We start from the raw sequence: 14,795 nt of genomic DNA, 5'->3' as shown, positions 1-14,795 counted from the left end.
CGGCACAGCTCACGCGGGAGGCGCGGCGGTGCTCCCCCGGGGGGTCAGCTGCGGAGCGGCGTCCTCGTAGCCCTCGCTCTTCTCGCCCGAGATCAGTGCCAGCAGGATCCGGGCGGCGTGGGCGCCGTAGGCGTGGATGTCCCGGGTCAGCGCGGTGAGCGGAGGCCGTACCACCTGGACGAGGGGGGAGTCGTCCCAGGCGACGATCGACAGGTCCTCGGGGACCCGGAGCCCCATCTCCTGCGCCACCGAAAGGCCGGCGACAGCCGTCATGTCGTTGTCGTAGAGGATCGCGGTGGGCCGGGCCGGTGAGAGCAGCAGGCGCCGGGTCGCCCGCGCGCCCTCCATGCCGGTGTAGTCGGTGTGGATGACCGGCGCGGCCTCCAGTCCCAGTTCCCGGCACACCGCGGCGAAGGCGGCGTCACGCTGTGAGGTGTGCACCAGGCCGGTGAGCCCGGCGACCCGGCCGACCCTGCGGTGGCCCAGCGCCGCGAGGTACTCCAGCGTCTCGCGGATCGCGGCGGCGTCGTCGGACCACACCGGCGTCAGGCTGCCGGATCCGGACGGGTGGCCGATGACGACGGTCGGGAGGCCGATCTCCTCCAGGGCCGGCACCCGCGCGTCGTCCTCCCGCAGGTCCACCAGGATCGCGCCGTCGATCTGCCGCTCGCCCCACCAGCGCCGGTACGCCTCCAGCCCGCGTTCGTGGTCCGAGACCACCTGGAGCGCCAGCGAGTAGGACGCGTCGGACAGGACGTTCTCGATCCCGCCGATCAGCTCCATGAAGAACGGCTCGGTCCCCAGCATCCGGGCCGGCCGCGCCAGGGCCAGGCCGACCGCCGAGGACTTCGCCCCGCTCAGCGCCCGGGCGGCGCTGTTGCGCACGAACCCGATCTCCTCCGCGACCTCCGCGATCCGGGCCCTGGTCGCCTCCGAGACGCCCGGCTGGCCGTTCAGCGCATTCGAGACGGAGACCTTCGACACGCCGACGATCTTGGCGATGTCGGCGATCGTGGGCCGCCTCCCGGCCCGCTTCCGCTGCGGAGACACCTGATCCACAAGGACCCTTCCGAACCGACGAGGCAGACCTTCCGCCCCCAAGCTACTACGGGCGCGGCCGCCCGCAGTAGCCAACCCTGCCCATCGTGGACAACCGGTTAACTGCTTGTTGGCAGTGCAGCCCGGCCACCGTACCGCTCGCACGGCTTTACCGGTCAATTCGACCTGAGCCCCTCCTTTGAGACCCTCTCGCCGCCCCGGGATCGAGCACCGCGACACTTGGCGCCGCCCGGGCGGCCGACACCGCCTGCGGACCTGGGGACAGCCCGCGGTGCAACGATCACCGTTCTCGACGAACCGGTAAAGACAATCCGCTGTCACCGTTGGATCTCCACCCGGCTCGCGCGGCAGCATCCCCTGGATTGACAGAGGATATTCGTCATCGATCGAGCGAGAAGCCGCTGCCTAACCGGTTTATGGACAGCGTTGATCGGACGGGCTACGGTTGCTCCCGCCAGCCTCCAGAACCACCCCGCTGCGAACGGAGCCGCACCATGAAGGACGTCACACACCTCGACCAGGGCTGGACCCTGCACCACGCGGGCAACCGGCTCCCCGCCGCCGTGCCCGGCTGCGTCCACACCGACCTGCTGGAGGCCGGGCTGATCCCCGACCCGTTCCTGGAGGCGAACGAGACCGCAGTCGCCTGGGTCGGCCGCCAGGACTGGACCTACACGCTCGACCTGCCCGACAGCAGCAGCCGCCACGAGCGCACCGACCTGGTGTTCGACGGCCTCGACACCGCCGCCACCCTCACCCTCGGCGGCACGGAGCTGGGCTCCACCCGCAACATGCACCGCAGCTACCGTTTCGACGCCACCGGCCTGTCCGGCGAGCTCGCGGTGCACTTCACCAGCGCCTACCGCGAGGCCGAGAGGGTGCGCGCCCTCGTCGGCGACCGGCCCAATGTCTACCCCGAGCCGTTCCAGTACATCCGCAAGATGGCCAGCAGCTTCGGCTGGGACTGGGGCCCGACCCTGCCCACCGCCGGCATCTGGCGGCCCGCCCGCATCGAGCGCTGGTCCACCGCCCGGCTGGCCGGCGTGCGCCCCCGCACCACGGTCGACGGCACCACCGGCACCGTCGAACTCCACCTCGACCTCGAGCGCACCGCCACCGGCGCCGACCGTGAGCTCACGGCCACCGCAGCCATCGGCGACCACACCGCCACGGTCACCGTCCCGGCCGGGCAGGACACCGCCGTTCTCGTCCTGCACGTCGCCGACGCCGCCCTGTGGTGGCCCCGCGGCCACGGCGTCCAGGCCCTGTACGACCTCGACGTGGAGCTCGCCGACGAGCAGGGCCCGCTCGACACCTGGCACCGCCGCATCGGCTTCCGCACCGTCGAACTCGACACCTCCGCCGACGAACACGGCAGCGGCTTCACCCTGGTCGTCAACGGCGTCCGCCTCTTCGTCCGCGGCGCCAACTGGATCCCCGACGACACCCTGATCACCCGCGTCACTCCCGCCCGCTACCGCGAGCGCCTCGCCCGCGCGGCCGAGGCGAACATCGACCTGATCCGGGTCTGGGGCGGTGGCATCTACGAGCAGGACGCGTTCTACGACGCCTGCGACGAGCTCGGCCTGATGGTCTGGCAGGACTTCCTCTTCGCCTGCTCCGCCTACCCCGAGGAGCAGCCGCTGCGCGGCGAGATCGAGGCCGAGGCCCGCGACAACGTGGTGCGGCTGATGCCGCACCCCTCGCTGGTGCTGTGGAACGGCAACAACGAGAACCTGTGGGGCTTCCGCGACTGGGGCTGGGAGGAGGAACTCGCCACCGACTCCTGGGGCGAGGGCTACTACCTCGGCCTGCTGCCCCGCATCGTCGCCGAACTCGACCCCACCCGCCCCTACACCGCCGGCAGTCCCTGGTCCGGCAGTTGGGACCACCACCCCAACGACGTCGACCACGGCACCCACCACTCCTGGGAGGTGTGGAACCGTCAGGACTACGCCGAGTACCGCGCCACCGTCCCGCGCTTCGTCGCCGAGTTCGGCTGGCAGGCCCCGCCCGCCCACGCCACCCTCCGCCGCACCCTCCCCGACGAAACACTCGCCCCCGACTCGCCCGGCATGCTGCACCACCAGAAGGCCGAGAACGGCAACGCCAAACTCGACCGCGGCGTCGAACACCACTTCGGCCTCCCGGCCGACTTCGACCGCTGGCACTACCTGACCCAGGTCGTCCAGGCCCGCGCCGTCGCCACCGGCATCGAGCACTGGCGCTCCCACTGGCCCCGCTGCGCCGGCACCGTCGTCTGGCAGCTCAACGACTGCTGGCCGGTCTCCTCCTGGGCCGCGATCGACGGCGACGGCCGGCTCAAGCCGCTCTGGTACGAGCTGCGCCGCGTCTACGCCGACCGGCTCGTCACGGTCCAGCCGGGCGACGGCAGCGACGCCACCCCCACCCTTGCCCTGGCCAACCAGGCCGCCCGGCCCTGGAACACCGTCGTCACGTTGCGCAAGGTCGCCGCCGACGGCACCGCGACCACCACGACCGAGATTCCCCTGACCGTCGAGGCCCGGTCGGTCCTGCGCCTGCCCGTGCCGAAGGCGCTGGCTCCGGCCGTGGGTTCGACCAAGGAGTTCCTGGCCGCCGACGCCGACGGGCTGCGCGCGGTGTACTTCCCGGTGACCGACAAGGAGTTCGACTACGAGCAGCCCACGTTCGACCTGACCGTGGAGCCGGTGACCGGCGACGACACGGCCATCGACATCGTGGTCACCGCCCGCACCCTGGTCCGCGACCTGCTGGTCCAGGCGGACCGGCTGGCCGCCGACGCGGTCGCCGACAGCGGCCTGCTGACCCTGCTCGCAGGCGAACAGGCCCGGATCCGGGTCACCGGAGCGGCCGGCACCGACGCCGACGCCGCCCGCACCGCCGTGTACTGCGTGGAACCCGCGTGACCAGGCTCCCCTGAGGCCCCGTCACGTGACCACGGCTCGCTGCTGTCGCCCCCGTCGGCCCACAGCAGCGAGCCTAGGCCGGTTGCCCGCATCGTCACTGACGCAGGGGCCCCGAACTGCCCGACCGGGCTTACCTGGTCTTCGAGGAGCGGCCAGGTATCCCCCGTCCGTGCACCGGCGGGCCTTGATCGCCGGTGCACGCTCCCTGCCCGTCCCCCTGCGCACGCTGGTGCCAACCGGGGATTCTGGTTCCCGCCGCCGTCCACGGGCTGGTGCCCGCGCTGCTGAGGGCCGATGCTGCGCCGGCCGGGGGCCGAGGGAGCGGCTGCCAACGGCCCCGCACCGGCGGAAGGACGCCGGAGGTGGACGCTCCCGACACCGCGCCGACCGGCGCGGTTCGGCGGTGACCTCCCCCGCCGGAGCTGCGGCTCCGGGCCTGACCGGCCTGCTCGTGGGCGGCCTCGATGACGCTCGTGCGCGGGGCGGGGCTCTGGGCGGCGGGAAGCTGCGGCCCGGGGTGCCGCCTGGTTCGAACGAGTGGCTGATCCATGTCCTACCGGTGAGCCGCGGCCGGGGCGGTGCGGCGGGGTGGCCAGCTTGAACCATGATGAGAACAACCGCTGCCCTGGCCGCGGCGCTGGCCGCCGCCGCGGGCCTCACCCTTCCCGCGGTGGCCCACCCCGACAGCATGCCGACCGGCCGCGCGGCCGCCGCACGGGCCGTGCCGGCTCCCACGGCAGACACCTCGGTGGTCACCGTGCGGGTCGGGGGCGACCGTACCGGCGCCCGCACCGTCGGCCCGCTCGCCGGCGTGGAGCTGGGCCTGTTCGCCGCCGAGACCGACACCGCGCCGGTGAACACCACCTGGGCCGAGTGCGTGTCCGACGCCGCCGGCGACTGCAGCTTCACCGTCCCCGACACCGCCGCAGGAGGCACGAACGAAGGCCGGAGCTTCTGGGTCAAGCAGCTTCCCGGCACCGCCCCCGCCGGCTGGTACGCCAACCCGGTCCTGCGCACCGGCCCCGGCAGCGGCAGCGGATCCATCGCCCAGGCGTACGCGTTCCCGACGCCCGCGCTGACGGCCGGCCAGACGTACTCCTCCACCGACAGCGGCCCCAACGGGTTCATGCTCAGCAGCACCTACGGCACCAACTACCCGGCCTCCGGCGGCGTGTGGCAGAACTCGCGTGCCAACCCGGCCCCGCCGGCGGGCTGCGGCATGGACGCGGCGGTCGTCCTCGACCTCTCCGCCTCCGTGGGCTCCGCGCTCCCCCAGCTCAAAGCGGCGACCGACACCCTCGTGAACGCCCTGACCGGCACCCCCTCCCGGCTGGCGCTGTTCTCCTTCGACCAGGCCTCGCCGTCCACCAGCGTGCCCGCGAACCACCCCGAGCTGCACCCGGTGTCCACCCCGGCCGGAGCGGACGCGTTCAAACAGCTCTACGCCGACTGGACCCTCGGCAAGGGCACCAACTGGGACCAGGGCCTGTGGGCGGTCGCCCAGGCCGCCGAGCACTACCAGGCCGTCTTCGTCATCACGGACGGCAACCCGACGCGCTTCGCCGACAACGCCCAGGGCGACGGCTCCAACACCCACTTCCGCGACGTCGAGAACGGGATCTTCTCCGCCAACGCCGTCAAGGCCGAAGGCTCCCGCGTGATCGCCCTCGGCGTCGGCAAGGGCGTCGAGGGCCTCTCCGGCCTCAACCTGCGCGCCGTCTCCGGCCCCACCGCCTACGACGGCACCAACCTCACCACCGCCGACTACTTCCAGACCACCGACTTCCAGACCGCCGGCGAACAGCTCCACGACCTCGTCCTCACCCGCTGCCGGGGCAGCATCTCGGTGGTCAAGCAGCTCGTCCCCGCCACCACCTCCGGCGAGGACACCACCGGCGCCGTACCCGCGGGCGCGGGCTGGACCTTCGACGCGAGCACCGCCACCGGCGGCATCACGGGACTGCCCGCCACCGAGACCACCACCGACGACGGCACCGGCTCCGTGACCTTCCAGCCTTCCTTCACCGGCACCACCAGCGGGCAGATCACCGTCCAGGAACAACAGCACGGCGGATACGAACTCGTCACCCCGGGCGGACGCAACGCCACCTGCACCGACCTGGACACCGGGCAGCCCGTCGACGCCGTCAACACCGGCACCGCCGCCGCACCCGGCTTCACGGTGAACCTGTCCAGCACGGACGCCGTCAGCTGCGTCCTCTACAACAGGCCCGCCGCCACCGACACCGCGGACGTCACGGTCACCAAGAGCTGGCGCATCAACGGAGTCGAGTACGCGGAAGGCAGCCAGCCCGACGGCTTCACCGCCGACCTCACGCTCACCGGCCCCGGCACCGCCCCCGCCACCCCGCAGCCCTGGGGCGTCCCGCGGCCCGGCTACCAGGTGGGCGAAGCCGTCACCATCGACGAGACCACCGGCATCGCGGACCGGCGCTGCGCCCTCGCCTTCGCTCTGATCACCACCCTCGACGGCTCCCGCACCGCCCTTCGCCTGCCCCACACCGCACAGTTGACGGACCGCCACCTGACGGCCCACATCACCAACGTCGTGCTCTGCGTCACCCTCCCCGTTCCCCTCCCCACACCGACCCCCACGCCGACCCCCCCCCGTCGCCCACACCCACGCCGTGCCCGACCCCCGAGCCGTCCCACACCTGGTCGCGGCCCTCCGACGACCACGCAGCAGGCCGCCCGGACCCGCGCGCCTGACCCACCTGCGCGGGGGGGCCGGCCGGCATGCACCGGGCGGCCCCCGCGCCAGCCGCCGTTCGTGCGGCAGTACATCACGCAGCGCAACCGGCCGAGGGTGGACCGGATCCTGGGGCCGAGCACCTATCGACCGCGCACTTCGACCGCCACTCGCCGGAGGGCAGCTGCCCCAACTGCGCTGGTGTGGGCGGGCGCTGGCAGGCGCAGGCAGAGCTGGTCATCACCGTCGAGGGGGCGTCGCCCTGGTACGCCAACTTGCGTTCCGGCGAGCACGCCTTCGTCCCGGCGCCGGCGGAGAAGCGCGGCGTGGACCTGGCGCCCCACCGGGCGCGAAGGGAACTCCCTGGCCCGGCGCGGGCGTTGCCGCAGAGAGGGGCTGGAGGCCCGCTGCCCGGACGAGGAGCTGGAGTTGAGCGACAGCATCGAGCACGGCCAGGTCGAGGTGAACGGGGTGCGGCTGCACCTGGCGGAGCAGGGCGAGGGGCCGCTGGTCCTGCTGCTGCACGGGTTCCCGGAGAGCTGGTACTCGTGGCGGCACCAGTTCGGCCCGCTGGCCGCAGCCGGATACCGGGTGGTCGCGCCGGACCAGCGCGGGTATGCCCGCAGCTCACGGCCGGAGGCGGTCGACGCGTACACCCTGCTGCACCTGGTGGGTGACGTGACGGCGCTGATCGGGGAGCTGGGCGCGCGACGGGCGGTGGTGGTCGGGCACGACTGGGGCGCTCTGGTCGCCTGGGCCACGGCGGCACTGCGGCCGGATCTCGTGCGCGGGGTGGTCGGGCTGAGCGTGCCGCCGCTGCCGATGAGCGGACCGCCGCCGCTGCGGTCGCTGCAAGAGGCGTACGGAGAAGGCTTCTACCAGGTCTACTTCCAGGAACCGGGCCGGGCCGACGCCGAGTTGGCCGCGGACGTCCGGACGAGCCTGCGACGCATCCTGTGCGGCGTGCAGCCCGACGGGGTGCCGCGGCCGTGGGTCGTTCCCCGGGGCGGCAGGCTCCTGGACACCCTCCCCGAGCCCGAGCGGCTGCCGCACTGGCTCACCGAGGCCGACCTCGACGCCTTCACCGCCGACTACGCCCCGCACGGCCGGCACGCGTTCACCGGCGGGCTCAACTGGTACCGCAACCTGGACCGGAACGCCGAACTCCTGGCTCCTTTCGCCGATCTGACGATCGATGTCCCGGCGCTGTACGCTGCGGGCGAGCAGGACCTGGTCAACGCGTTGGTCCCGCCGGAGGCACTGGCCCATCTACTGGGCCGACTGCCCCGCCTGCACGGCCACCTCCGCCTCCCGGAGACCGGCCACTGGACCCAGCAGGAACGCCCCGCCGAGGTGAACGCGGCCCTGCTGGACTTCCTCGCCCACCTGGACGACTAGTCCTCCACCCGCGAGCCGGGGGCCAGCTGGCCGGCGGTGGGTGCGCGCGGGCGCCGCGGCTGTCACTGGGCGGCCAGGATCTCCACGCCGCGCGCCGCGAGTTGTTCGAGGACCGGGTGGTGGGGGTCGGCGTCGGTGATCAGTCCGCTGACGTCTTCCCACGGCAGGACGCGGAACCGGGAGGCGGTGCCGATCTTCTCGGCCGAGGCCAGGATGTAGGTGTCCGCGGCGCGTGCGGCCAGGGCGCGCTTCATCGCCGCCTCCTCCGCGTCGCCCGTGGTCAGCCCGGCTTCGGGGTGGACGCCGGTGACGCCGAGGAGGCAGAGCTCGGCCGAGACGTTCTGGGCGGCCTCGACCGCCGCAGCGCCGCAGGTCACCGCCGAGTGCTTGAAGAGGCGGCCGCCGAGGAGGAAGACCTCGGCCCGGGGGTGGTCGAGCAGTGCGGCCGCGATGGTCGGACTGTGGGTGATCACCGTGCAGTCCAGTCCCGGGGGGAGAGCGTGGGCGACGGCCTGCGCGGTGGTGCCGCCGTCCAGGATCACGGCGCTGCCGGGCTGGACGAGTGCGGCCGCGGCTGCGGCGATCTGCCGCTTTCCGCCCGGGGAGAGGGTCTGCCGCGCGGCGAGGTCCGCGACGGCCGGGGAGACGGGCAGGGCTCCGCCGTAGACGCGCTGGCACAGTCCTTCGGCGGCGAGGTCGCGCAGGTCGCGGCGCACGCTGTCCTCGGAGATGCGCAGTTCGGCGGCGACGTCCTTGGCGACGATCTTGCCCTCGCGGGCGAGCAGGTCCAGCAGGTGGTCGCGTCTCTCGGCAGCCAGCATCCGTATTCTCTCCTGTTCTTGCACGTTTATGCGTGTATCGTATCGCGCCATGACCGAGAAGCCGATGCTCATCCTCATCGCCGGCCCGTACCGCTCCGGAACCGACGGCGACCCCCGGGCCATGGCCGCGAACCTCGCCCGCCTCGAAGAGGCGGCCTGGCCGGTCTTCGCCGCCGGCCACGTCCCGGTGATCGGGGAATGGATCGCCCTGCCCGTGCTGCGCTCCGCGGGCGCCGGCCTCGCCGACCCGCTCGCCGACCAGGTCCTCTATCCGACCGCGGAGCGCCTGCTCGCCCACTGCGACGCTGTACTCCGGCTCCCCGGCGACTCCACCGGAGCCGACCAGGACGTCGCCATCGCCCGCCGCCGCGGCCTGCCCGTCTACCACCACGTGGACGAGATCCCGCACCGCGTCCCGCAGGAGGCAGTGTGACCCCCGGCCCCGGTACCGACACGCCCGACCACCGCGGCCGCACCGGCCTGGATCGGACCGGCCGGGACCTGAACCGCAACCCCGACGTCGTGGTCCGCGACGTGGAGCTCACCTCGCAGGGCTGGCACGTCCTGCGCCGCACCACCTTCGACTACCGACGCCGGGACGGACGCTGGACCACCCAGCAGCGCGAGACCTACGACCGCGGCAACGGCGCGGTCGTCCTGCCCTACGACGCCGAACGCGGCCGCGTGCTGCTCACCCGTCAGTTCCGTTACCCGGCCTACGTCAACGACCATCCGGACGGCATGCTCATCGAGGCCGCGGCCGGACTGCTCGACGGCGACGACCCGCTCGCCGCCATCAGACGTGAGAGCGCCGAGGAACTCGGCGTCGCACTCGGGCCGCTCACCCACATCCTCGACGCCTACATGAGCCCCGGCTCCGTCACCGAACGCCTGCACTTCTACGCCGGCCCCTACACCCCGGCCGACCGCACCGCGGAGGGCGGCGGACTCGAGGAGGACGGTGAGGACATCGAAGTGCTCGAAGTACCCTTCGCCGAAGCCCTCGCCATGGTCCGCGACGGGCGCATCACCGACGGCAAGACCATCATGCTGCTGCAATGGGCCGCATTGGACGGACCCTTCGCCGCCACAGCCGCCGCCCCCTGACACCGCCGGCCGGGCAGCCAGCCCACTCCGCACTGGCGGGGCCAACCGGCGTTGCCCGAGCCGCGACCGTCCGGGGATCCGTCGACGCCGTTCGCGCGCTCCCCGGTCACCGACCGCTCGTCCATCACGGCCTGGACGGCTGCCCACTTCTCCTCGCACTCCCGGAGCGGGCACCAAGGCGTCCTGCCCATCGGCGCCAAACGGGTTTCGGCTCCCCGCGATTTGACGGTGCGTCAAGAATTGCGAGTTCCGTCGGCATGGTTGACCGCATTGAAGTGGCCATGGCATTTTCGTGCGGCGCGGACGTGCAACAACCGGTCACACGTCCGCCATCCCCCACAAGGAGAGCCATGTTCAAGAGATTCGCCGCCGCGCTCGGCGCGGGTGCGGTCGTTGCGGGCGCCCTGACCTTCGGTGCCGCTCCCGCGCAGGCCGTTCAGGCGGGCGACCTGACCTCCACCATCGCGCTGAGCAACTGCTCCGCCTCGCTGGTCCGTTACCCGAGCTCGGTGGACACCGACCGCGCGATGATGCTGACCAACGGCCACTGCCTGCCCACCATGCCGACGGCCGGTCAGGTGATCCAGAACGTGAGCGCCAGCCGCAGCGGCACGCTGCTCAACGCCTCCGGCACCTCGCTCGGCACCGTCCAGGCGGACAAGGTGCTGTACGCGACGATGACCGGCACCGACGTCGCGCTGTACCAGCTCACCGACACCTTCGCCGCCATCACCTCCAAGTACTCGGCGACCGCGCTGACGATCAGCGACACCCACCCGGTCGACGGGTCCTCGATGTACATACCGTCCTCGTACTGGAAGCAGGTGTGGAACTGCTCGATCAACGGGTTCGTCGGAACCCTGCGCGAGGACCAGTGGACCTGGCACGACTCGCTGCGCTACAGCACGGGCTGCAACACCACGCACGGCACGTCCGGTTCGCCGATCGTCGACGCCGCGAGCAGGAAGGTCGTCGGCATCAACAACACCGGCAACGACGACGGTGCGATGTGCACCATGAACAACCCGTGCGAGGTGGCCGCGGACGGCACCACGACCGTCACCAAGGGCCAGAGCTACGGTGAGGAGACGTACTGGTTCACCACCTGCCTGGGCACCGGCCGGGTCATCGACCTGAACGTCAGCGGCTGCCTGCTGACCAAGCCGGCCGGCGCGGCCGTGTCGGTGACCAACCCGGGCAACCAGTCCACCGCGGTCAACGGTTCGGTCAACCTGCAGATCCAGGCCTCCGGCGGCACCGCGCCGCTGAGCTACTCGGCCACCGGCCTGCCCGCCGGCCTGTCGATCAACGCCTCCACCGGCGTGATCAGCGGGACCCCCACCACTGCGGGCGGCTCCTCGGTGACCGTCACCGTCAAGGACGCGGCCAACAAGACCGCCTCCACCACGTTCTCCTGGACGGTCACCACGTCCCAGGGCACCTGCACCCCGGCGCAGTTGCTCGGCAACCCCGGCTTCGAGACCGGCACCGCCAGCCCCTGGACCACCACCAGCGGCGTGGTCGACAACTCCACCTCGCAGGCCGCGCACAGCGGTTCGTGGAAGGCGTGGATGGACGGCTACGGCTCCGCCCACACCGACAGCATCTCGCAGACCGTCACCATCCCGACCGGCTGCAAGGCGTCGCTGAGCTTCTGGCTGCACATCGACACCGCCGAGACCACCACCTCCACCGCGTACGACAAGCTCACCGTCACGGCGAACGGCACCTCGGTCGCCACGTACTCGAACCTCGACAAGAACACCGGCTACGCCCAGAAGACCATCGACCTGTCGGCCTACGCCGGCCAGTCGGTGACGGTGAAGTTCAACGCCGTCGAGGACTCGTCGCTCCAGACGTCCTTCGTGGTCGACGACACCGCGATCCAGACCAGCTGAACCCGGCGGCTCGGCGGAGCCTGACGGAGGCGGCAGGACGCATCCGGCAGCTCCGCCGAGCGACCCGGCGTCCTCCGCCGAGCGAACCGGCGTCCCCCGCCGGGCCGGGGGACGCCGTTGGGCGGCGGACGGGTCGTGCGGTCAGGGTCCCTGACGTGTGGTCACGACTTCCGCGAGTCGACGACCCGGCGCAGCTTGCCGAGCGAGCGTTCCAGGGTGTCCTGGTCGACGACCTCGACGCCGACGGTCATGCCGACGCCGTCCTTGACGTCCTTGGCGAGGGCTGCGGCGGCGGCCTCGCGCTCGTCGGTGGTCGCGTCCGGCCGCGCCTCGACCCGCACGGTCAGGTGGTCCATGCGTCCGCGCCGGGTCAGTTCCAGTTGGAAGTGCGGGGCGAGGGCGGGGATGCGCAGGACGATCTCCTCGATCTGGGTGGGGAAGACGTTGACGCCGCGCAGGATGATCATGTCGTCGCAGCGGCCGGTGACCTTCTCCATGCGGCGGAAGGCGGGCCGCGCGGTGCCGGGCAGCAGCCGGGTGAGGTCGCGGGTGCGGTAGCGGATGATCGGCAGGGCCTCCTTGGTGAGGGAGGTGAAGACCAGTTCGCCGCTGTCGCCTTCGGGCAGCGCCTCGTCGGAGAGGGGGTCGACGACCTCGGGGTAGAAGTGGTCCTCCCAGATGTGGAGACCGTCCTTGGTCTCGACGCACTCGCCGGCCACCCCCGGGCCGATCACCTCGGACAGGCCGTAGATGTCGACGGCGTGGATGTCCAGGCGCTCCTCGATCTCGCGGCGCATCTCCTCGGTCCACGGCTCGGCGCCGAAGATGCCGATCTCCAGGGAGCTGGTGCGCGGGTCGATGCCCTGGCGCTCGAACTCGTCGAGGAGGGTCAGCATGTACGAGGGGGTGACCATGATGATCCTGGGCCGGAAGTCCTGGATGATCTGGACCTGACGGGCGGTCATGCCGCCGGAAGCCGGTACGACGGTGCAGCCCGCGCGTTCGGCGCCGTAGTGGGCGCCGAGGCCACCGGTGAACAGCCCGTAGCCGTAGGAGTTGTGCAGGAGGTCGCCGGGGCGGCCGCCCGCGCCGCGGATGCACCGGGCCACCATGTCCGCCCACATCGACAGGTCGTTCGCGGTGTAGCCGACGACGGTGGGACGGCCGGTGGTGCCGCTGGAGGCGTGGATCCGGCGGACCTCCTCCCTCGGGACGGCGAACATGCCGAAGGGGTAGTTGTCGCGCAGGTCGGCCTTGGTGGTGAACGGGAAGCGGACGAGGTCGGCAAGGGTGCGGCAGTCCTCGGGCCGGACGCCGGCCTCGTCGAACTTGCGGCGGTAGAACTCGACGTTCCGGTAGGCGTGTTCCAGGGTGCTCCGGAGCCGGGTGAGCTGGAGCGCCTTCAGCTCCTCGGGGTCGAGGCGCTCGCCCTCGTCCCGCAGACCGTTCGGGAGTGCGTCGCCCAGTCGCCGGGGCCCGCCGGCGGAACGCGCCGTGCCGGTGGTCGTGCTCATCGGGTCTCCCTCACGTCCTTGAGGCTGCGGCTGCGGCCGCGGAACTCGGCGATCACCTCGTCGCCGCGCAGGACGGTGACGTCGTAGATGCCGCTGCGGCCGAACCTGGTGCGCTCGTGTGCCGTCGCGACGAGGACGTCGCCTTCGCGTGCCGGGGCGACGAAGGTGACGTCGGCGCCCGCCGCGACGGTGACCGGACCGTAGCTGTTGCAGGCGCAGGCGAAGGTGGTGTCGGCCAGCAGGAACAGGTAGCCGCCGTGCGCGATGCCGTGGCCGTTGACCATCTGCGAGGTCACCGTCATGGTCGCCGAGGCCGTTCCGTCGCCGGCGGCCAGGAGTTGGATCCCCAGGCTCCGGGACGCCGTGTCCGCGGCGAACATCAGCTGGGCGGGCCCCGCCGCGACCGCACCGTCGGATGGTCGATTCATGTGTATTCACCACTCTTGTCGGCCGACCGAACATTCGGTTACTGTCTCGATTTCGGCCAAGTAATCCAGCATCGGCAGGGCCTGTCAAGAGGTGGGCGCAGGTCACCGAACGGCCGGGATCGACCCGGGCCGGCGGACGTATCAGAACCCCCCGCACTCGACCGGTCGGACCTCTGGCGCATGCCTGCGGCTCGTCGCTCCCGTGGCCATGGCCGGCCGCGTCGCCATCGAGCCTAGGATGCGGAGCATGCACAGGACCACGCCGGCACACGGAGACCCCATCACGATGGCGACGCGGCGAACCCGCTGGCAGGAGGCGGGAAACAGCGGGAACTTCGGCAAGCGGTTCGCCGAGCTCGTCTCCGCCGGCGAGGACATCGACGGTGAAGCCCGCCTCGCCGACACGCTCCTGCCGCGCGGTGCCCGGGTGCTCGACGCCGGCGCGGGCATGGGCCGGGTGACCGCGGCGCTTCTGCACCGGGGGCACGACGTGCTCGCGATCGAGCCCGACGAGTCGCTGGTCCGGCAGGCCCGGGCGACCTACCCCGGACTGCCGATCCAGGAACGCGACATCCTCGACCTCACCCCCGACGACGGCCCGTTCGACCTGGTCGTCTGCGTCGGCAACGTCATGGTCTACCTGGCCGAGGGCACCGAACGCGAGGCGCTGCGCGCGATGCGCGCCGTGCTCGGCGAGAACGGCCGGATCCTGGTCGGCTTCCACCTCCAGGACCCGCCGCCGCATGCCCGTACCTACGCCGCTTCGGAGTTCGAGGCGGACCTGACCGCCGCCGGACTGCGCGTCGACCTGCGGGCCGGCACCTACCAGCTGCACCCCGCGAACGACGCCTACGGCGTCTGGGTGCTGAGCCGCGCCCTGGACTGACCCCTTCCGGAGCCGGCCCGGCCGGGTCTGTCCGGGCGGGTAGGTCCGGCCGGTGGCCGCCGGAG

Annotated in this window: 9 protein-coding genes and 2 pseudogenes; 7 read left to right on the top strand and 4 right to left on the bottom strand. The window is 72.1% G+C overall.

Annotation, left to right across the window (positions count from 1 at the left end; translation table 11 throughout):
* Positions 1 to 9 precede the first annotated feature (9 nt).
* Positions 10 to 1,050 carry a LacI family DNA-binding transcriptional regulator gene (locus KCH_RS33460; protein ID WP_035874959.1) on the bottom strand — a complete coding sequence of 347 codons (1,041 nt, stop codon included), beginning with the start codon at positions 1,048 to 1,050 and terminating at the stop codon, positions 10 to 12.
* Between the two features lie 503 nt (positions 1,051 to 1,553).
* On the opposite strand from KCH_RS33460, the gene KCH_RS33455 reads away from it, so the two are divergent.
* Positions 1,554 to 3,968, top strand: a complete 2,415-nt coding sequence (locus KCH_RS33455) for a glycoside hydrolase family 2 protein (protein WP_035869464.1) — start codon at positions 1,554 to 1,556, stop codon at positions 3,966 to 3,968.
* Between the two features lie 604 nt (positions 3,969 to 4,572).
* On the top strand, positions 4,573 to 8,076 hold the full coding sequence (locus KCH_RS46850; protein ID WP_341865448.1) for an alpha/beta fold hydrolase: 3,504 nt from the start codon (positions 4,573 to 4,575) through the stop codon (positions 8,074 to 8,076).
* Positions 8,077 to 8,138: 62 nt separating this feature from the next.
* Here KCH_RS46850 and KCH_RS33440 read toward each other — a convergent pair whose 3' ends face one another.
* Positions 8,139 to 8,897 carry a DeoR/GlpR family DNA-binding transcription regulator gene (locus tag KCH_RS33440; RefSeq protein WP_035869462.1) on the bottom strand — a complete coding sequence of 253 codons (759 nt, stop codon included), beginning with the start codon at positions 8,895 to 8,897 and terminating at the stop codon, positions 8,139 to 8,141.
* Between the two features lie 49 nt (positions 8,898 to 8,946).
* Here KCH_RS33440 and KCH_RS33435 point away from each other — a divergent pair, with 49 nt between their 5' ends.
* The 4 genes and pseudogenes from KCH_RS33435 to KCH_RS47515 all read left to right on the top strand — a co-directional run.
* The gene (locus tag KCH_RS33435) at positions 8,947 to 9,330 is read left to right on the top strand and encodes an NUDIX hydrolase (RefSeq protein WP_035869459.1); all 384 of its coding nucleotides are present in this window, start codon (positions 8,947 to 8,949) and stop codon (positions 9,328 to 9,330) included.
* Positions 9,327 to 10,004 carry an NUDIX domain-containing protein gene (locus tag KCH_RS33430; RefSeq protein ID WP_035869456.1) on the top strand — a complete coding sequence of 226 codons (678 nt, stop codon included), beginning with the start codon at positions 9,327 to 9,329 and terminating at the stop codon, positions 10,002 to 10,004. The genes KCH_RS33435 and KCH_RS33430 overlap by 4 nt, the downstream gene beginning before the upstream one ends.
* Positions 9,956 to 10,972, top strand: a pseudogene (locus KCH_RS47520) (S1 family peptidase); the annotation flags it as partial. The gene KCH_RS33430 and the pseudogene KCH_RS47520, both read left to right, overlap by 49 nt.
* Before the next feature lie 201 nt (positions 10,973 to 11,173).
* Positions 11,174 to 11,902, top strand: a pseudogene (locus tag KCH_RS47515) (Ig domain-containing protein); the annotation flags it as partial.
* 161 nt (positions 11,903 to 12,063) lie between these two features.
* Here KCH_RS47515 and paaK read toward each other — a convergent pair.
* Both paaK and paaI read right to left on the bottom strand, forming a co-directional pair.
* A complete protein-coding gene (gene paaK, locus KCH_RS33420; RefSeq protein ID WP_035869451.1) occupies positions 12,064 to 13,416 on the bottom strand; it encodes a phenylacetate--CoA ligase PaaK in 1,353 nt (450 codons plus the stop codon).
* A complete protein-coding gene (gene paaI, locus KCH_RS33415; protein ID WP_035869448.1) occupies positions 13,413 to 13,844 on the bottom strand; it encodes a hydroxyphenylacetyl-CoA thioesterase PaaI in 432 nt (143 codons plus the stop codon). The genes paaK and paaI overlap by 4 nt, the downstream gene beginning before the upstream one ends.
* Before the next feature lie 286 nt (positions 13,845 to 14,130).
* Here paaI and KCH_RS33410 point away from each other — a divergent pair, with 286 nt between their 5' ends.
* Entirely contained in the window at positions 14,131 to 14,730 is a 600-nt protein-coding gene (locus KCH_RS33410; RefSeq protein WP_035869445.1) for a class I SAM-dependent methyltransferase, read from the top strand.
* The last annotated feature ends 65 nt before the right edge of the window (positions 14,731 to 14,795 follow it).

Source organism: Kitasatospora cheerisanensis KCTC 2395, assembly GCF_000696185.1.
Lineage (GTDB): Bacteria > Actinomycetota > Actinomycetes > Streptomycetales > Streptomycetaceae > Kitasatospora > Kitasatospora cheerisanensis.
This window is presented reverse-complemented; position numbering and strand designations above follow the sequence as displayed.